This is a genomic window from Paenibacillus sp. J22FR5 (assembly GCF_059691975.1).
Genome location: NZ_JCAUAN010000009.1, coordinates 176,398 through 195,845, shown reverse-complemented (window position 1 = coordinate 195,845; position 19,448 = coordinate 176,398). Strand labels below are relative to the sequence as shown.

Here is a 19,448-nt window from a genome sequence, read left to right as displayed (position 1 = left end):
GCTAACCTGTGAACGACTCTGGGGAGCCCGATGCGGGAAATCCGCACGTCGGGTTCTGATTGGGGCTGACGGTACAAAGGTGAAAACCTAAGGCCGTCTTCTACCAACCACAATATTGATAGGGATGCATTACTTAAACAAATAAAGGATATATATGAAAAGTATGTCGATACTTTTCAACTGGGATCAGAATATCAAGCAGATGAAAAGTTTTGGGGAATACTAGGGAAGATATTTAATTGGAGCTGGGAAAATTCAAAGCTACCCGAGGGAATGTTTGAAAAAAATAAACTTCCTATAGGACTTCCACAAGGGCTAGTGGCAAGTGGATTTCTATCGAACGCATATTTAGTTGATTTCGATACTAAAATTGGAAAAAATATCAATAAAAATATTAATGAGGGAAATGAACAATTATCAAAGATAATTCTACGTGATTATTGCCGTTACGTGGATGATTTACGTCTTGTAGTTGAAACCAATGATACTAAAGATACAGAGCGGCACGAAATTGCAGACAAAGTAAGTAAATTTATTGGAGAATTATTAAGTAAATACTTGGATGGATTAAATGCAAAGGTTCGCTTAGTAATAAATGAAGAGAAAACAAAAGTCTTACCTTATAGGCAAATGTCAACTCAAAGTAATGTCTCGTCATTAATGACTCTCTTTCAAGGTATCCTTAGTGGAACTCCAGATGTTGATTCGTTACAGCAAATGGCTGGTGGCCTCGATGGTCTTCTTCAGACCTCAGAACAGTTATTGAACGAACAGGTAGATCAAACAAACATATTAGAATTATCAAGGATAGCTACACCGAATATTGATGTACGTGATGATACATTAAAACGTTTCGTAGCTACTAGGATTGTTACTTCTCTTAGGCTCCGTAGAGGTATGATTGATCTTCAAGAAACTCTTGGTAAAAAAGAGGAATTTCTTGAAGACGTAACCTCTGGCCAAATGCTAGATCATGAATTTGAAACTACTGCTCGTAAACTAATTGCTTGTTGGGCTAATAACCCCTCACTAACATTATTATTAAAATGTGGGCTTGATTTATATCCAGATAAACTATTACTAGATCCCGTTTTGGAAGCATTAGAATATAAATTATTTCCGAAGCAAAAAGATGAGCTAAACATAACTGAAGTCAAAACTATTGAATATGTAGCAGCAGACTTATTTCGGGCAGGAGCAGTAGACATTGGGTTTCGCCCGAATGTTGATTATCCGAATTCAGTTGATATTATTGCTTTTCGTCAGGAAATGGGATCTTTTGCGAAACGTATTCTGAATGAACGTATAGATTCCCCGTGGTATGTAAAACAACAGGCATTACTCTTTCTTGCTTCCATTGGAGATGCTGTAGAAGTTAAGAAACAAAAGGGACTGGAAGATTACTTAAAATTACATGAAGCCATGCTATACAGACCGATTGCTGATAGACCTGTGATTGAGTGGTTTCCAATTGTGTTGATCGCACAACAACTACATTTTGATGCTAAGAGATTTTCCCATTGGTTTGTTCAGCTAATCAATACACTTGAAACTGTAGAGCAAAAAGAGTTAATTCTCATGCTAGTATGGAATAGGCCAGATCTTCTTAAAGAGATTCGTAAGTCAAGGAAAGCACGTAATACCGAATGGATAAATTATATTCCTGATGAAATTGATTTTTCATCTTCACAAAAACTTAATCTTGTCGATAATGAAGAAGTTTCTTTGTTACGAGTTATTCAAAGCACAGAGAATCATTTTGCTCAAGAAAATGCGCTATTATTGCTTGCGTATAAAATATTAGAAACTGATTCTGTTGAAGAAATACTTGAGAATGGGTTATCGGTTAAATCTATATTTGTCAATTGTAAAGACTGGAGCAAAATTCAGCATTTAGATTATAAAAGCGATTTACTTAAGATTCGTATTGAAATTTTATCTAATGATGACAAGCTAAATGATATACCGTCATGGGTAGATAATAAACCAGCATGGTTATATGGGCTTGGACGTATTCTAAGATCTTGCCTTACTAGTGAGTTTGATTTTACAGCTTCAGCATATTTATCGCGCGATGAAGTAGGTAGATACTCTGGCTTACGTTCAACATGGTACAGTAGGCGTTTCGGGTTAGTAAATTCCTCAAGCGGTTTAAACAAGTATAAGGATCCAATATCTCCATGGCTAAGTGAATTGTTGATACGTTTGTTACAATGGCCTGGGATCAACATACACGGTGATTTATTGGGGAATTTTCAGGAAATTAACTCAGCCGCAGATCTTTCAAATAAGATAGTTAATCGAATACGGTATCAGTTTAAATATTTTGGAAGACTAACTGGGACTCCCGTTTATACGCTCCCAACAATTAGCTATCGAGAACCCAACAATAACATCTTTCGAGTTGCTATTGTTCAGACACTACTTCCTAAGATGAATGATTTTAATGATAAGGACCCTACTCACTGGACGCCTTCATTTCGTGCACTTCATCAAGCTCATATTGCTTCAATGTGTAATCTTGTAAGAATGAAATTAAAAACATGGTGCGCTGCACAACAAAGATCTAACACAAATATGGTTGATTTGATTATTTTTCCTGAATTGTCTATTCATCCAGATGACGTTTGGCTTCTACGGAGACTATCTGATGCTACTAAAGCTAGTATTTTTGCTGGAATGACATTTATAATAGATCCTTTAAAAGAAAAACCAATTAATCAGGCTCTCTGGATACTAAGGTCAGAAAGAAGAACGGGAAGAGAGTTTGTTGAGGTACGACAAGGTAAGCAGCATATGACTAAAATTGAAAATGAAATCGGAATCCAAGGGTTTAGACCATATCAAGTCCTTGTTGAGTTTAAAAAGGGTAATAATGAGGCTATTCGTGTAGCTGGTGCTATTTGCTATGATGCTACTGATCTAGCACTTGTGGCCGATCTGCGAGATATATCAGATATTTTTGTGGTTGCTGCTTTAAACAAGGACGTACAAACTTTTGATAATATGGTGGGGGCACTTCATTATCATATGTATCAACCTGTAATTTTGGCAAATTCAGGGGAATTTGGTGGTTCAACTGCGCAAGCCCCATATAGTAAGCATGATCGGTTAATTGCACATGTTCATGGAAACAACCAGGTCGCAATTAGTGTATTTGAGTTAGACCCAACTGTTTTTAAATCTACAAAACAACCTGAAATGCCAGTTGAAGTTAAGACATCACCTGCTGGTTTTACTGGACGAAATTAAAATTGCTATCAGAATAAATCATTGTTGAGTGTTAATGAGTTAATTATATTGAGTGAATATAATTGTTGAAATTAGAAAAAAGGGAGTTTGAAAATGCCACTGAAAGTCGGATCAATTAATGAAATATTGTATAAGCATTTAAAAGAAGGTTCTGGGGCAGCAGGGTTTCTTAGATCGAGAATACCAGGAATAGTAAATGAGTTAGAACAATTTTTTATTACCCGATCAGATATACAAAGAGTTCAAAAAGCTGAGACACTAGCTGAAAGAATTCTAGAACTTACTGATTTTTCGGATTTTGTACCAGTAAGATCTGGAGTGGCAACGATTGAAATCAATAGAAGGATTTCTTATGAAAAACAAACGGATCATACTGCACACACGTTATACTTATTTTTATTAGGAATCTGGGTTTATGATAATATACCTTCTCTAAACAAATCAATTACTGAATCGTTAAGTAGCAATAAACCAATTCATATGTTCGTTTTCCAATGGATCTATTCTTCATTACTCCATGATGTCGGGTATTTATTTTCTGAAGATGATGATAAAAATAAAAAGGATCCTCTTTCCGCTACTATTTATGACAACTTATTTAAGTATGAAAATATAGAACATTACGCAGGGGCAATTTCAGAGAATAGTCGAGAAAAGTTAAGAAAATTATGGGACAAATTTCTAGAGATTTATAATATTCAACCAATTTTAAACGTTGAATCAAAAGTTCAAATTATTGAACAGTTGGATCATATTCCATGGTTAAAGGAACTAGGATTTCAAACTGAATCTGGCTTAGAGGTGTTACTTGATACTAAAATAAACGAAAAATCGTTGAAGGATTTTGCAATTGACATGGCTATTAATGGATATTCAGGAGTTACAGTAGTAGATCATGGTGTAGCAAGTGGTTTAATGTTACTTAGGTACACCTCCATTTGGTATTGGATTTGCAAAATAGCAGAACAAGAAGATGGTGCATTACATAGTGAATTATCAAAAAGCTTCAAGTATCCATTAAATGTGTTACATCTACATGTGTTACCAGCATGTCGGGCTGCTGCTTATCACAATTTTAATGGTATTAAATATACCTTGGATAGCCCTATGCTTTATTTGTCTGTAATATGCGATGAACTTCAAGTTTGGGATCGTTTCCTATCTGGTCAAAATCATATTGATAATTGGAGAACAATTGAGCATTGTATGTCTGAAGATATTATTGCTGAAAGGATTAACGATTCATCAGGTGAACAAATGCTCCATCTCACGGTTTCGAATTATTATTTTGAAAAGATAACCAATACGTTGAATAAGAGAGTAGAAAATTGGGAGAAATATATCCAAATTTCTAGTAAAACTGATTAGTTGGGCTTCGAGTTTAATCCGACGAGCTTGTCGTTAGCTAATTATAAAAGAATGAAGCGGAAGTCATAAATACTCTTATATTCGGATCCCGTTGAACAAAGTATGAAAAACAATGGAGTCAGAGTTGCTATAGACATAGAGTGGGGGACGTTTTATGATTATTGAAAGACGTAATAATGGTAAAATTAAGGATAATAGGGTTATATGGAGAATCATGAGTTATGAAAATTTTTACTTATGATTTCACATAGTGAATTATATTTTACAGATCCTAATTATTTCGAAGATGTAAATGAGGGTATGGTTGGTTTGATTTCAACGGTAACTCATGCATCGGTTTTTGGAAAAGATTACGCGAAAGAAAAGATACAGAAATTAAAAGAAGATCGTAGCAATTATGGTGTTATCTGCTGGTATGCTAGTCCAAACGAATCTTTAGCGATGTGGGACTTATACGCTCATAGAGACAAGGGAATCGCTATTAAAACAACAGTTTCGGATTTTATTACTTCTCTGAGCTATTGTGAAGAAACATCAAATGATAAACTATATATTGGTGGAGTAGATTACAAACTTAGTTCCTTTGAAGGGAGGGATTTTCCCTTCAACGAAGACACTTTATCACGATTATTTATTAAACACCCTTCTTATAGCCATGAAAAAGAGTTACGAGGTGTTATTAAGATAAATAAAGGATTAGTTAAACCTAGAAATATAAAGGTAGACTTAGAACGATTGATTCATCAGATTGTTATTTCACCAGCTGCTTTGAAAGATACCGAGATAGTAATCCGAGAATTAACTGAAAAATACGGAATTAATGTCGAGGTTAAACAATCTACTATTTTAGAGTCAATTGAGCAAATGATCGAGAGGTATAGCAATCTTACGGATGGTGTCCCACATAATACGATAACACTTTCCAAAAAAATTGATTCAATTAAAGCTGAAATTAATGTATAACTTTGTAGATTCGAAGAGGGATAAAATGTATTTAGAGGAGAATACGTTCAGGCTGAACCTATAAATAAATTAGTTAATGTGATGATTCTTATAGTACGAACAATTTACATTGGATCTTTATTCGTTGTACAATTTTATAGTAGCTAATCCAGGTGTTTTACAGATTCAACTCTTATGTGATTCTAAAAGTTGTGAAGAGCATACCTAATCTCTTGGCAATCTGTAATGGAATACTGCTTTAGCAAAATGTCACTGGTTCTGTAATGATGGTGGCGGTGGATTATAGTATTGTATTGCCAGGAGTTGTTTAAGGTAATCAATTAGTTGCCACAAGTATACTAAAATATATAATTAACTTGTGCTTACGATGCAAAAAGGCAGAAATCCTTTGATTTCTGCCTTTTTGCATGCATTGGCAAACTTAAGCATTAAGTTACATTTTCCGACAAGGATGAAAGCCGCTGGATTCAAATGGGGTGATGTTGGCCGATGGGTCGATTTATACGGCGTGCGAGAGAAAGTTACAAAAATACGTGAAGATAACAATCTTAACAGTTCCAGTAATGGTTCTTCTAAAAAGACTTCAATTAAGGAAATGCCTGCTGCCGCACCGCAATTGTTTACGGATATGCTAAGTGATGTTTCTTGCTTTATCCAGATGTCGGATATGTTCGAGGTAATGCCTACCTTGCAGGAAGGCCCTTTGAATGTACGCATGGAAGGTAAACGATCATTCATTTCTTGCGTAACAAGGGTCGAAAAAAGACCTGGACGAACCAAGAGAAAGATTACCAAAGCAACAAGGCTGTTGGCTCCTGAATGGTATTTAAAGCGTAACTTGCATGATGTAGAAGATTTGCTTCGTGAAGCAGTGAAGGAAGAACTGCTTGGAGGTGGACAGTCTGTGCTGCTAGGCAGCTTGCTTAATACATTGCTGTCCTACCCAGACGTTCCCTTTAACTTCAACGGTGTTTATCATCCGGATACGAATGATGAGATCGTCTCTCCTGATTATCGGCTAAGTGATAAACTTCTATACCCGAAGGAACTAGAACTTATTAAGTTTGTTAAATCTCAACTGAAGCTGAATAGGAAGGTTGGCGTCTATGCCGTTTATACCGGGAAAATGGGAACTCTTCAACGATTGGAGATGTTACTCGAGGAGCGGGGCATCAAGACAGCAGTTCTAGAATCCAGTGTCGAAGGTCCCAAAAGAGAAGAATGGATCGCTCAGAAAGAGCAGGAAGGGATACAGGTACTCCTCTGTAATCCGGTTTTAGTCTCAACCGGTTTGGATCTCCTCAACTTTCCATCACTCTATTTTTATCAAACGGGATACCGGTTATCGATCATTAGGCAGGCTTCACGTAGACACTGGCGTATTGGTCAGAAGAATGTCTGCGTTACCACTTACAGCGCCTATAAAGGTACGATGCAGGAGCTTGCGCTGAATCTCATGGCTATGAAGATGAACGCGGCGCTTGCACTCGAAGGACAGTTCAGCCAGGAAGGTCTTTCTGCGCTTACAGAGGGATCAGGAGGAAGTCTTGCAACGGAACTTGCGAAAAGGTTTGTCGGTAACAATATTGAAGGCGTCGAGAGCGCGGAGTCCATTTGGGGCAAAATGTCCATCGATGCTTCACAATTTATTCCTGCAGAGCCTATGGATACTCAGCTTACTGAGTTCGAGGAAGAAGAGCGTCAGAATGTGCTGGATGTGTGGAAGGACCTACAACCAACAGAAGTGGAACCTTCACCGATCCGTACGTTTTATGCGGATTCGTTACGCGATTCCATTCTTGCTTGGGCCTCTGAAGCTGTGCCGGCTGATCTTTACTCACGTTTTGAGCATCAGATTGCTTATGTTGAACAGAACGTGATGAAGGGAGTCAAAGGACTTACTGTGAACCAGGTATCCTTATTAGGTGTTGAATTAGTATGGGATACTACTGTTCTGCAGTCGGATCATTCTGATTTCCGTAGATGGGCATACAGTGTGACGGACATGCCGCAAGTTGTCGATCGTGCAACGGCGAAAGTGAAATTGGAGCTTGTAGCCGAAAGTAAGATTCCGAAGACGAAAACCAAAAAGGTTTACAATGTATCGGAGGGTCAAATGGCTTTCAATTTCTAAAAAACGACCTTGGGGATATTACTTACTTCTCCAAGGTTGCTTTTTATACATATGATCGCAGGAGGGGGAGGCATTCTCTATTTTAAATTTATAATTTCACGTCGAATTTGCTCCGATCCTATGACAAGAGACGTTAAAAATCTATGGAACGAAATCTGTCATAAATCGTGAGAAGGTGAATTACAGCTTCATTTCACATAACAAGGGGGTGAATAGAGTTTAAAAATAATTTCCAAAATCGTTTTGTGATTTTTAAAAACCGTTATATGATTGATTTACAAAATTAAGACCTGAGGAGATGTAAGAGATATGAGTAAAGCGAAAATCCATCCGACTTGTAGAATTTGTGTAAAGATGAATGCAGAGATGACGCATTGTGCCATCTTTGGGTATGTGTCTCCTGAGAACGTAGACAACACGGCGATTGGGGCAAGTTGTGCAAAATCGGGTGACTATGTGCGGCACCTACATGCTGTGCCAAATGAATATAATTATGGCAGAACGCCAAATGGTAAACCGGTGGATGAAGTGGGCGACAGCCAGCTCCTGATTTATGACGCTGCTGATGAGGCAAAAGGGTTTCAAATTAAAAATGGTATGTCTTTAGAGGAATGGGCGAGTCATTTCTTCGATAACGGAGAGATTGGTAAGAATAAGAACTAATCATGTTTTCGGGGAGGAAGGAGATCAAGATGAAAAACAAACTTAAAATCGGCATCGTTATCTCTCTTGCAGTGCTAACGGGTTGCGCTACTGCTACGCTGAGTACGACGCATGCAAGTGGATCAAAGACAGTTGCTCCAGTAGGAACGGGGAGTTCCACTCAAATAGAATATGCTTTTACGCAAGCAGATCAGCACCCCGAGAAACTTCTAGTGGATGTAATCAATGGATCCAAGAAATCATTAGACATAGCCATTTATAGCATTACCGAAAATTCCATTGTTAATGCAATTTTGGACGCAAAAAAGCGGAATGTAGTAGTTAGGATGATCTCTGATAAACAGGAAGCGGGAGGCAAGTCCCAATCAACTGCACTGAAACAACTTAGGGATGCTGGAATCCCGATTAGGATCAATACACATTCGGGGCTCCAACATTTAAAGGTAACAATAGCAGATAATGCTACATTTACGACGGGTTCATTTAATTATTCTAAGGCTGCCAGTACTACTAACGACGAAGTGCTTCTAGTTATTCATGATGCAAAGATGGCGGGCGAGTGGGATCAGCAGTTCGAGCGCATGTGGAAAGACACTAAAGGATTTACTGATTATAAGGAATAATGTGGAGATTTATATTACAATTATGATATATTAGTATAGTGAATTACTAACATACATGAATTAAGGGGAGAATATTCAATATGATTAAGAAGAAAATTGGCTTTATTTCTGGATTCCTTGTAGGGGCTACATTATTTGGTGCTGTCGGTGCTTATGCTGCTACTGGTGGTACGATGTTGGAAGTGTTTTATAATGTGAAAAACATTAAAATTAATAATGTTTCAAATATGCCATCAGATGCTAAAACAAAACCTTTCATTAATGATGGAACTACATATGTACCGCTACGGTTTGTTGCTGAAGCACTGGGACAACCGGTTGATTGGGATAGCAGTACACAAACCGTTTTAATCGGTAAGACTGAAAAGGAAAACGTAACTTATTTGGGTCAACTTTCACCAATGCAATTTAACGGTTACTATGGTTATAGAGCTGATCTAAACGGCGAAGTAATACACCGTGATACTTATTCCTACTCAAATAAAGATAACGTGGGTAATTCATACGATAATTTTGTAATGATGGAAACGTATAAGGATGTTGTGCTCGAATATCCATTGAATGGTCAATACACAACATTTAAAGGTAAGTATGCGTTAGCTGCTGAAGGAAAAAATACGAAAGATGTTGTGAAACTAACGATCCTGTTAGATGGTAAAGTGGTAAAAACGACCGAGATTACAGCGGGTCAATTTCCAGAAGATTTGAATGTTAGTTTGATAGGCGCAAATAAATTAACATTTAAAATTTCGCAGAGCGATGCTACTTACAACGATTATGTCGGGCTATACGATGCTCGACTTGTTAAATAAATTTACACATCAAGAAAACGAATTTATAAAACCAATTCGGGCACTACTTTGTGCTTGGGTTGGTTTTTTGTTATTCATGCAAGAGGAGTGAATCAGGAAAATAAAGTTCGTTAGTGGAAAATAGAGTTTGTTAGTGAATGTAACTTTTGTGAACACCCACCCTATAGAAAGTCAAGTCAATGGTCTAAAAGTCGAAATCGCGGGAGTGATAATTATTATGGAAAATCGAGAAAAGGATATTTCAACGACAAAATTTATTATTGGCGTAATTGTTTTACTGACTATCATCGCTGTGATTGTAATTGGTAGCTTCTGGGTCTACGATCTTGTTAATAAAATGCAGTTGGTAGGAGATAAATATGTTATCATTTTTTGGTGGTTAGTTGTAATAGTTGGATCGTTGATGTTTGCGACCCAATGGTATGCCTACGTATTAAATGAAAAAGAAGAAACGTTTAATCCTCCCTTTAGAAAAGTTTTCTTTTTTATTTTTCTTACGATAGCGATATTGTTTACTTGTTTCAACTTCTTAGGGTGGTTAAAGTAAGAGACTCAATAGTCGATTAATTGAAAAAAAACTGAAAAAAATAATTCCTTTTTTTAACAACGTTGAAAAGCACAATATCCGCTGTGTTGCCTCATAAAGTTAACATATGTAAATATGGATAACGAACTCTATTTTCCAAAATACAGTGCAAGTTCTCATTAATCGCATGATCCAACAGGTAACTAACGAACTTACTTGAGACAAAAAGTTTTTAAGTTCCGCAGTATTACTGAGTTCTCACTAACGAACTTTATTTTCTTAAATCAGCAAGATGCAGATAGGGGCTATATGGTATTAGCACCATCACTTTCTACTTTGATTTTAAGAACCAATTTGATACGCTAAAATTGGGTGATGACTATGTATGATGTAATGTTGCTTAAAGATTTGAAGGAACCTTTTGAATCAAATAATCAGCACATATGCGAGCTTAAGCTCGATGGGATTCGAACAGTAGCTAGTATAGGTAGTCAGTCGCAACTATTTACACGGCATAAAAATGAAATGACATCACGTTTCCGTGAACTGGCATCTGCCGCGGCAGATGCAGTTGGACCAGGTACGGTGCTTGATGGAGAGCTTGTTATTTGCAATAAGGATGGTTATCCAGATTTTGCGGCAACTTCCGCTCGTTTTTTGAAGAATCAACCTGTCAATGAAGTTCCTGGGCTCTCACTCGTAGTTTTTGACATATTAGCTAGACGCGGTGGTATCGATACAACGAAACTCCCTCTGATGGAACGTAAGAAGATCCTAGAGGAAGAACTGCGGGAGAATGATTACATTAAGCGGATTCGATATATAGAGCATAGCTTTATTCCTTTTTTTGATCTCTGTAAGGCGCAGCAGCTTGAGGGAATCGTGATAAAATCAAAAGCCGGTCTTTATTATCCAGCTCAACGCAGACCTGAGTTCCAAAGAGTAGTAGCGTATTTGCGCGAAGAGGCCGTTGTACTGGGATACTCTACAAAGACTGTTGCTTGGCTTCTTGGTGTAGAAAAAGGAGGAGTCATCCAGCCTGTCGGCATGATGAAGTTTGGTATTACGCCTGAGATCAGAAAAGCAGTTTTTCCATTTTTACGTGAGACTGCGATCCGGAAGTCAGAGGATTTTGTTTATGTCGAGCCATTGTTATCCGTAGGCGTGAAATTCCGTAATTGGACTAAGGATGGGAAACTGCGCTTGCCTGTATTGGAGCGTGTTATAGGACTGTATGATAAGAAAAATGTAGCAATAGGTTCATAAGGGAAAGCTCTCATTATATTTGGCTCTTTTGAGCCAGGTGCTATGGGAGCTTTTTCTATTTGTCAGGTTTGCCTTCAATTAATGATGAGAAATCAGCGGGATGTTTATAATTTGGCGCAGCTGCATGCTCCTCCTTAAATATATGGTGTTTTTACCACTTGAATGGGAACATATATTCGATCTATAATGAGTATACTGTAAAAAGAACAAATGTTCTTAGGTGGAGGTGTCTCATGAATAACCCAATAGATACGAGTAAGTTTCCTAGATTTTGCTGTGCGACCATAGATATGAAATCGTTTTATGCCTCAGTCGAGTGTGCCACCCTTGGGCTTGATCCTTTATCTGCATATCTCGTAGTGGTCGGGCAAAAAGATAGACCTGGCTCCGTTGTCTTGGCGAGTTCGCCGAAAATGAAAAGTGAGTATGGTATCAAAACGGGGTCAAGAAATTTCGAAATTCCAACATACGATCCAAGAGTAATAGTAAGAGAAGCGAGGATGGGAACTTATTTAGATTTCTCTATGCAGGTTGTTCATATACTTAATCAGTATGTGCCGATGGAGTGCATCCATGTGTATTCGATTGATGAGGCAATGATAACGATTGATCACGATTTATTTGGGGATAAATGGGAAACCATTAGGGCCATTCAAAATAAAATTCGTATGGCAATTGGCGTTATTAGTGCTGTCGGGATCGGGAATAATCTTCTGCAAAGTAAGCTCGTTTTGGACTGTTTCGCGAAGAATAATGCAGAGTCGGGATATACTGCGGAAGTCAGTTACGATAATTTTGGTGAGATGTTTTGGGGTGTTCCTATCCGAGAGATTTGGGGCATTGGAGCAAAAACCGAGAAGTCGCTGAATGCAATGGGTGTATATCGTTTAGGTGATTTAGCGAAAATGCCAGTTGATTTCCTGAAACGAAAATACGGGATACTTGGGGAACAGCTTTTCTATCATTCGCATGGAATTGACCTTACGGTGCCTTACTATAAGCATGAGCTTCAAAGCAACAACAAAGATATTGCGCAGAAAGGCTTTGCCGCGGGGATCACGTTGCTTCGTGACTACCAGGGTGATGAAATACTTGATGCAGTCTATTGTCAATTAGAAGAGGTTACGCGGCGTGCGAGGGCAGCCGGAATGGCAGGCCGAACCGTTTCCCTGTCAATAGGCTACAGCCATGATATGGGCGGCGGCGGATTTAGCCGGGCGAAGACGTTGGATGTACCGACAAACGCTACTAATAAATTGTATCAAGTATGCAAAGTACTGTTTAAGGCTAACTACAGGAATGAAATCGTTCGTAATGTTCATGTTGGCATAACGAATCTGCAGGACGACAAAACAGTTCAGCTTGACCTGTTTGAGGATAACACGAAGGAGAGGCAGTTAGGGTACGTCATGGATGAAATCCAGAATAAATACGGCTTTAAAGGGCTTTTCCGAGCTAGAAATTTATCTGCAGGGGCTACAAGTATGGGGAGATTAGGCAAGATTGGAGGGCATCGTGCATGACCATACGTGATCGTGGGATTATCAAATGGGCGCCATTTACCATGCCGGAGCAACGAAAGATGCTGGCCAGGATGTATGAAGCCGAAAATGATGTAAAGAAGCCGATTTTGGAAGAGCAGAGACTTATCGAACTCGATGAGAAGCTTGCCGAGGCTATAAATGGGAATGTACGTGTACGCATGACCTATCATAAAAACAAAAGAAACCATACCGTGAATGGGGAAATACAGAAAGTTGATCAATTAGCTGGAATTATTCATTTATCTGATCCACAGCAGATGGGTGTGTTACGTATTCCTTACCGATCGATAATTGATCTATCCCTTGACATGGAATATCTAAATGAGGAACCTTTTCCCGATTGAGCGGAAAGGTTTTTTTTTGCAGTTATACAGTTCCTTTATTACGATGTCTTGTCTGTCCAAACGGTGTTATAATATGGAGAAAAATGGATGTTCGGAGAGGTGTGTTATTGTGCCGCAATTTGCCTATTTTCAACCATTTCTAAACTGGGAGATGCAATTTCCAAATGGAGAGCTTCAAGTGTTTGAAAATCAAGAACATGTTGAGCTTAATTGCATGAATATTTCTGAAAGTGAAGTGGACACTCTCCGAAAAAACAAAAATAGAATTAGAATATATTGCCCAATATGCGATCGCCGGTTGTTTTTTAACAAAGGTTATATGAAAGAAAAGGGACAAGGAACAACTAGAGGCAAGCGTAATGCTTTTTTCTTCCATGAAAATGAGCTTGACTGTTTTTCCAGTGAATCACTTGCTCATGCCTTAACAAAAAAATTTATATTTCAAAAACTTCTGGAAGCGGGTTACGAAGTCAAAGAGGAACATCGACACTCCGTAGATGGAAAGAAAGTTCGTGCTGATGTAGCTGCCTTTACACGAGGTGAGGGAGCAAGCGTATTACGTTTGGTTGTGGAAGTGCAAGCGTCGAATATATATCCAGCAATGATTGCGAAGCGGGTTAACATTTACCATTCTGACAATGTGCCCACCGCCTGGATCATATTATTAGACGATTTTTTTGAAAATTATTCAGGAACAACGAAGACTACTTTGGATGCTGAAAATAATCAGTATTTAAACACTCCTATCGATCCAGGAGAAGAAAATTATTTTGTTGTCACTGGTAAAGACAGCAAATCGTTCACACTTCTGATGAATGAATACGGATTTGTAATGGGTGTTAATTATCAAGGCAACATCTTCCTTATTCGGCGCGATCCAGCAAATGAATATAATAGGGTTGCTGCAAATATTAAAGGTGAGATATGGACCGCACAGGATGAAATCTATAAAATTACGAGGATCGCAGATAGAGATATTGTAAAGACACTTTGCTTGACGCCATTGATTCGGTTGGAAGAAAATGAACGCCCGATCGTTAATGGGGGGATATTCAGTGGAGGAGAAGGAGAGCACGAAGGTAAGTTTGGCACAGGTGAACATAATTTTAGTATCGATGGAGATGGAATTGATTTTGATGATGGTAAGTTAGTTGGATTGGAAGCAGACCTTGCACTGGATCCAGTTAGGTTGATACGGGAAACCTGGGAAGCTGTCCGTCTCGCAGAAGCAGAAGTCGCGCGTCAAAAAGCCGAAGAAGCCATTCTGGCAAAGGAAAGGCAGGAGCGAGAAAGACTTGAGCAGATGCGAATAGAAGAAGCTGAAGCGGCCCAGCGTGAAGCGCAGGCACTTCTTCTAAAAGAGATATCCGAACAAAGGAGAATAAAATTCGAACAAGAACGTGAAGAACTGGGAAGACATATCCAAGAGCAAGTACGATTACAAGCAGAGAGGGGAGAAGAAGAACCAAAAAGTGTTAAGGATCTTGCAAGTAATCGCAGTCAACGAGCGTCTTATGAGCAAATAATGAAAATTGAGTCGACTGCTGCGCGTATGGGTTATAGAGTTCTTGATCATGTGGATTTATTTCAAATTTCGCGGGGAGAAGCAGATGATGTTTTGGGATTCCTCAATGGTGATAGAAGTATTATTAAACCGAAAATAATAACCCAGTATCGTAGTCAACGAGCGTCCAATGAGCAAATAATGAAAATTGAGACGACTACCAGACGTAAAGGATATAAAATTCTTGATCACGCGCATTTACACGAAATTTCAAGTGTAGAGGCAGATGAAATTCTGGGATTCCTCAATGGTGATGCTGATATATTAAAACCGAACATATTAATCCAAGATGAGGATTCTATCTGGCAGTCCTATGTTTCGCTGTCTAAAAATGAACGGTACACCTTTGAGCGCAATATTTTTAAAAATGGATTGCCACCGTGGTTTACAACTAAAAAACTAAAATTAGATATTCATGAATATGAGTTAGAGAAGAAAAGGAAAAAGTTAAATAATGATCAAACTAGAGATATAAAAATTAATGCTTCAAATAATCAATTACAACAATTGATTTTCGATATTTTTGATTAAGAGTAAGCTCTCGAGAGGGGCGAGAGGCAATGTTATGACCTTAAATAAAAAAATGGGGAAGTGATCCACTATGACAACAAACACAGAGCAGTGGCATGAAAATTTTTTAAGTATGCAAGCCTCGAAGCATGTTGACGAAGTACATAAACGGTATAAAGAATTACACTCTACTCTGATGATGAAGATGGAACAAACCATGCCCCGAGCGGTCAACGTGCCGTATATGAAAGACTATCTTACATGGCTCATGTCATTTAACAATAAAAGGTGCTATCTGAACAACGCATTGTTGAATGGAGGAATGAACTATTGCATCCTTAGGCGAGATTTTTCATGTATGTGTGTCCTTCAAATGGCGATAGTTAATAAAAAATTTGCGGATTTCCACAGCAAGGATGAAATGATTCTTGAGTTATGCAACATCCATTCAAGTAAAAAAGGCGAAGGGCGAAAAATGATGAAAGAGATTACAGCATTTTCGGAAAAAGCAGGCATACCAATTACACTTCACACAGAAACCGAGGACAACGTCACATATTTCGGAAAACACGGTTTCGTAAATTGCGGAAACCTTGGCAGTAGTGGCGAGTTTTACATGGTGTATAGACCGAAAAAATAAAATGAACTATGTCTAGGGGTCATACTTTAGGAGCTTAGAATAAAACCCAAAATTTACGCTTGTGCGTTTCGATACGTGACAGGGTGACAGCATGCGCCTCTAAAGTGACCGCTAAAATGCACAGGAAACGCCCAACTATATATACTCAATTAAGTATAAATTAATAAAAGATGTTGGTTATAAGTCTGAAATATCGGTTGAATCATTCAAATACGGAAATGGCACAACGCCCGAGAGTATATCCGCAGTCAGCAAAGGAAGTGAATAGGTAAAGAGGGTTTTTTTATCACTGGTAAGGATAAACCTACGTCTACGGCGTTCTCCGCTTGTCCCAGGGAGAGAAAAGATAATATTGTCACATAGCTTAGACATTAGAACAACGGAGCTCTTAGATCGTATCAAGCTCTGCTGAAGCTGTTTGTTGGAAAGTAGATTATGGTCAAATAGATGCCCGCTTAGGGTAGCGACAATTTCCGATCCAATTAGAACCGGCTCTATTTTGTTATCAAGTCGTATGGCAGCCTTGCATGAGGCAAATCGGCGGGCCGTGATGTCTTTAAATGGAGCGCTACATTCAAAGGCTACGATTTCTGCGTCAACTTTTTGATACTCAAGCCCGCAATGTTGGATGAGGAAGTCCCAGAAGTCAGTAAGGCGAATATAGATGCGATCACGGGGAAGTACGATGGTTTCTTTTTCTTTCTTAACGACAACGATCTGGAGCTCATAATACGGCAATCCATGATCAAGCATCTTTTTTTCGATGGTAAGTCTTGAAAGGTCGAAGTATTTCGAGATCTGATTGACCGTGAATAAAGGATCCTCGGCGAAAAGGGATTGCACAAAATCAATGTACTTATTTATGCGGAGATCTTCCGTGTTTACACGATGTTCTTCCCAGTACATCTTTAGCGTATCTAAGTATACGCGCAGCGGCATTCGATTTCTCAAAATCCTCACTCCTTCCATAAATTAACTATATAATATATACTTAATTAAGTATAGTATATCCCATGCTTTAATAAAGGAGTAGTGATTTTAATGTCCAAAGTCCATGGTTGGTTTCCCCAAATTATCAGCGCGCGCTGTTATGAATGCAAAAAAGTGTCCGTTCCTGAAAATCCATCGGAAATGTTCTGCGAGACATGCGACAGTCCATTGTACATTCATGCTAAAGTAAGCAAGAATGAAGACGAAACAAATATCGTTCGTCCAATTCGGGTGCGCGATATGTTAGCTCAGTCTCATCGTTACACGCGCTACAACAGTATCCCTCATTCCTTCCAGGGTGAATTGAGGAACGTTCTAAGTGTTGAAAAGCACAAAAGCAAGCCTAGTAAGGTAAAGGTGGCTATCGAAAAGCATGCGGTAGTGGATTGTGACCCCGAAGATGTGTTCCTAGAGATTTTCGGAGGCTGGTACGATACTTGGGAATTCCCAACTAAGGACAATTAGAAGCTAATTAAGGGACGGTTCTTTGATGAAATGGTATGTATTATCAATTTCAGCATCTATGACAACCGTTCCTTATTTTTATTATGGGGGTAAAATATTGCATATAGATACTATGTTTCAACGAACAGTTATTGATAGTTTATTATACGCGAGACGCAAAAAGATTGACATGATAGCTTGCTCAAATAATCTTCAACCAAAAGACTTCGACACTTTAACTAATCGTATTAATTCCATTCAATTAGATGATACAAATTTGGAGAGAAAGTTAGAGCAGACAGAACTCAATATCAATCTGATTATAGACGGAACATTAGGGGGCTTCACTAATGATGATGTAATTGCTGTCAAAAAAATAAAAGAACAATTTAAATCTAAGAAAGAATGGTTTTCCGAATATAAAAAAGATAGATCTGAAAGAGAGCGAAGGCTGAAAAATGATTTTTCTTGCGATGCTGATCTCGCAAGGAAAATCATTAGTCATTTGAATAGGGATGACGAGGACTTTAAATTACGACATAAAACATATGTAAATTTTCAATATGATGTTGAAGAACCTCTCGCAGCGATTACATTAAGGAAGTGGGAGAATCAACTAACAAAACCCAAAGAGTATGAACGCGGAAGTAAGTATAAATTTCTTGTACATGCTATAAACACTAATACTGAATTTGCTCTTCAACAAGCCAAGAGTAAACCGATCATTTCTACGAGTCTAATTACAGACGAATTTCAAGGTACTTTCAATAAATCGAAATTAGGGTTTGTATATCAGCCTAATTTAAAGAATGTATTGCTCATTAGTAGCTCTGATTGCTATGCGGATGAAATGCCTTTCAACTATGATAGTATCAATGCTGAATATTTTTCGCTTACAGCTATACCGCTAGGTCCAGATTCATATTTTAAATATAACGGTTATAAAGCATGCAAAACGATGCACATTGAAGAAATAGAGAACGATTCGAAAAAATATCAGAAAGGTGATATTGAGGACCTAGGAGAACGCAGGTTATATAACGAAATTGTGCTACTTAATGATCCTTATACAAATCCAATCGCAGTCTTTCTATTAGAAACAGAAGATACACACGAAGGGGAGGTAGAGCGGGCAGTAGAACTAGCCAAAAGATCAAACCTACCTTTACTAAGGATTTAATCATTGGCATTGATTGTATGCTCAACTTAAGCGAGGTGTACTCAGACGGGTATGTTGGCTCAATTGAAAACAGCAGCGGTCTAAGACTTTATTTTTCAAGTCTTGGTTCGCTGCTGTTTCTATTTTGGATTTGGATCAGTCGTGCGCCTACATATACTTGAAATCAATATACTTGGAAACACTCTCCCTGAATCCTTCCCGTCGAACTTCCTCGTTATCACTTCTACGTTTGCGCCCGCTCCATACTTTTCCCTCGTTCGGCTGCCGATTCTTACCTTCGCCGCAGTACCTCTGCCACGATCCCGCTCCTTATGCCCGATAGATGTATGTATTTCCGTTACCCAGCTACGCTATACGGTGCCTGCAACCTGTTATTATATCTAGCTCCGTATTCCGATCCCGCCGATACCTTCTACCGGATTACGTATTAATTTTCTATTTATGTTGACAATCAGTTACCGATCTTGTTTTTCCCCTTTAAAACATCTTTTAAAAAACGCGCAGCGCGGCCGGCCCCCCCGACAACCGAAATTGCATCTTGGTACGGATGAAGTAGCAGATTACGAATCTTCGACTGGATACGTAATAAAGCCAAAGAATAAACCCGTAGCGAGTAGAAGAGTTG

Annotated in this window: 16 protein-coding genes; 15 read left to right on the top strand and 1 reads right to left on the bottom strand. The window is 38.5% G+C overall.

The window, feature by feature from the left end; genetic code table 11:
- The first annotated feature begins 273 nt into the window (after positions 1 to 273).
- From AC58P7_RS15095 to AC58P7_RS15035, 13 genes are all read left to right on the top strand, one after another.
- Positions 274 to 3,252 (top strand): hypothetical protein, encoded by a 2,979-nt coding sequence (locus AC58P7_RS15095; RefSeq protein ID WP_497344144.1) that lies wholly within the window; start codon positions 274 to 276, stop codon positions 3,250 to 3,252.
- Positions 3,253 to 3,345: 93 nt separating this feature from the next.
- The gene (locus AC58P7_RS15090) at positions 3,346 to 4,620 is read left to right on the top strand and encodes a hypothetical protein (protein ID WP_497344142.1); all 1,275 of its coding nucleotides are present in this window, start codon (positions 3,346 to 3,348) and stop codon (positions 4,618 to 4,620) included.
- Positions 4,621 to 4,857: 237 nt separating this feature from the next.
- Positions 4,858 to 5,583, top strand: a complete 726-nt coding sequence (locus AC58P7_RS15085) for a DUF2971 domain-containing protein (protein WP_497344140.1) — start codon at positions 4,858 to 4,860, stop codon at positions 5,581 to 5,583.
- Positions 5,584 to 6,034: 451 nt separating this feature from the next.
- Entirely contained in the window at positions 6,035 to 7,717 is a 1,683-nt protein-coding gene (locus AC58P7_RS15080; RefSeq protein ID WP_497344138.1) for a hypothetical protein, read from the top strand.
- 309 nt (positions 7,718 to 8,026) lie between these two features.
- Positions 8,027 to 8,380 (top strand): hypothetical protein, encoded by a 354-nt coding sequence (locus tag AC58P7_RS15075; protein WP_497344136.1) that lies wholly within the window; start codon positions 8,027 to 8,029, stop codon positions 8,378 to 8,380.
- Positions 8,381 to 8,409: 29 nt separating this feature from the next.
- Positions 8,410 to 9,003, top strand: coding sequence for a phospholipase D-like domain-containing protein (locus AC58P7_RS15070; RefSeq protein WP_497344134.1), 594 nt, complete (start codon positions 8,410 to 8,412; stop codon positions 9,001 to 9,003).
- A gap of 80 nt (positions 9,004 to 9,083) precedes the next feature.
- On the top strand, positions 9,084 to 9,815 hold the full coding sequence (locus AC58P7_RS15065; RefSeq protein ID WP_497344132.1) for a stalk domain-containing protein: 732 nt from the start codon (positions 9,084 to 9,086) through the stop codon (positions 9,813 to 9,815).
- A gap of 217 nt (positions 9,816 to 10,032) precedes the next feature.
- Complete coding sequence (locus AC58P7_RS15060; protein WP_497344130.1) at positions 10,033 to 10,362, top strand: hypothetical protein; 330 nt, start codon at positions 10,033 to 10,035, stop codon at positions 10,360 to 10,362.
- 360 nt (positions 10,363 to 10,722) lie between these two features.
- Complete coding sequence (locus AC58P7_RS15055; RefSeq protein WP_497344128.1) at positions 10,723 to 11,607, top strand: ATP-dependent DNA ligase; 885 nt, start codon at positions 10,723 to 10,725, stop codon at positions 11,605 to 11,607.
- A 233-nt stretch (positions 11,608 to 11,840) separates the two neighbouring features.
- Positions 11,841 to 13,130, top strand: a complete 1,290-nt coding sequence (locus AC58P7_RS15050; protein WP_497344126.1) for a Y-family DNA polymerase — start codon at positions 11,841 to 11,843, stop codon at positions 13,128 to 13,130.
- A complete protein-coding gene (locus tag AC58P7_RS15045; protein WP_497344124.1) occupies positions 13,127 to 13,495 on the top strand; it encodes a YolD-like family protein in 369 nt (122 codons plus the stop codon). Before AC58P7_RS15050 ends, AC58P7_RS15045 begins: the two co-directional genes overlap by 4 nt.
- Before the next feature lie 109 nt (positions 13,496 to 13,604).
- Complete coding sequence (locus AC58P7_RS15040; protein WP_497344123.1) at positions 13,605 to 15,590, top strand: competence protein CoiA family protein; 1,986 nt, start codon at positions 13,605 to 13,607, stop codon at positions 15,588 to 15,590.
- 70 nt (positions 15,591 to 15,660) lie between these two features.
- Entirely contained in the window at positions 15,661 to 16,209 is a 549-nt protein-coding gene (locus AC58P7_RS15035) for a hypothetical protein (protein WP_497344121.1), read from the top strand.
- Positions 16,210 to 16,386: 177 nt separating this feature from the next.
- Here the strand turns inward: AC58P7_RS15035 and AC58P7_RS15030 are convergent, their stop codons facing one another.
- Entirely contained in the window at positions 16,387 to 17,160 is a 774-nt protein-coding gene (locus AC58P7_RS15030) for a hypothetical protein (RefSeq protein ID WP_497344120.1), read from the bottom strand.
- 90 nt (positions 17,161 to 17,250) lie between these two features.
- Between AC58P7_RS15030 and AC58P7_RS15025 the strand changes: the two genes are divergently transcribed.
- Both AC58P7_RS15025 and AC58P7_RS15020 read left to right on the top strand, forming a co-directional pair.
- Entirely contained in the window at positions 17,251 to 17,664 is a 414-nt protein-coding gene (locus AC58P7_RS15025) for a hypothetical protein (RefSeq protein WP_497344118.1), read from the top strand.
- Positions 17,665 to 17,689: 25 nt separating this feature from the next.
- Positions 17,690 to 18,823: a hypothetical protein gene (locus tag AC58P7_RS15020; RefSeq protein ID WP_497344116.1), complete on the top strand. Its 1,134-nt coding sequence runs from the start codon at positions 17,690 to 17,692 to the stop codon at positions 18,821 to 18,823.
- The last annotated feature ends 625 nt before the right edge of the window (positions 18,824 to 19,448 follow it).

Coding starts and splice junctions, on each gene's coding strand:
- AC58P7_RS15095 (WP_497344144.1), top strand. CDS start 274: ATGTTTGAAAAAAATAAACTTCCTATAGGACTTCCACAAGGGCTAGTG.
- AC58P7_RS15090 (WP_497344142.1), top strand. CDS start 3,346: ATGCCACTGAAAGTCGGATCAATTAATGAAATATTGTATAAGCATTTA.
- AC58P7_RS15085 (WP_497344140.1), top strand. CDS start 4,858: ATGATTTCACATAGTGAATTATATTTTACAGATCCTAATTATTTCGAA.
- AC58P7_RS15080 (WP_497344138.1), top strand. CDS start 6,035: ATGAAAGCCGCTGGATTCAAATGGGGTGATGTTGGCCGATGGGTCGAT.
- AC58P7_RS15075 (WP_497344136.1), top strand. CDS start 8,027: ATGAGTAAAGCGAAAATCCATCCGACTTGTAGAATTTGTGTAAAGATG.
- AC58P7_RS15070 (WP_497344134.1), top strand. CDS start 8,410: ATGAAAAACAAACTTAAAATCGGCATCGTTATCTCTCTTGCAGTGCTA.
- AC58P7_RS15065 (WP_497344132.1), top strand. CDS start 9,084: ATGATTAAGAAGAAAATTGGCTTTATTTCTGGATTCCTTGTAGGGGCT.
- AC58P7_RS15060 (WP_497344130.1), top strand. CDS start 10,033: ATGGAAAATCGAGAAAAGGATATTTCAACGACAAAATTTATTATTGGC.
- AC58P7_RS15055 (WP_497344128.1), top strand. CDS start 10,723: ATGTATGATGTAATGTTGCTTAAAGATTTGAAGGAACCTTTTGAATCA.
- AC58P7_RS15050 (WP_497344126.1), top strand. CDS start 11,841: ATGAATAACCCAATAGATACGAGTAAGTTTCCTAGATTTTGCTGTGCG.
- AC58P7_RS15045 (WP_497344124.1), top strand. CDS start 13,127: ATGACCATACGTGATCGTGGGATTATCAAATGGGCGCCATTTACCATG.
- AC58P7_RS15035 (WP_497344121.1), top strand. CDS start 15,661: ATGACAACAAACACAGAGCAGTGGCATGAAAATTTTTTAAGTATGCAA.
- AC58P7_RS15025 (WP_497344118.1), top strand. CDS start 17,251: ATGTCCAAAGTCCATGGTTGGTTTCCCCAAATTATCAGCGCGCGCTGT.
- AC58P7_RS15020 (WP_497344116.1), top strand. CDS start 17,690: ATGAAATGGTATGTATTATCAATTTCAGCATCTATGACAACCGTTCCT.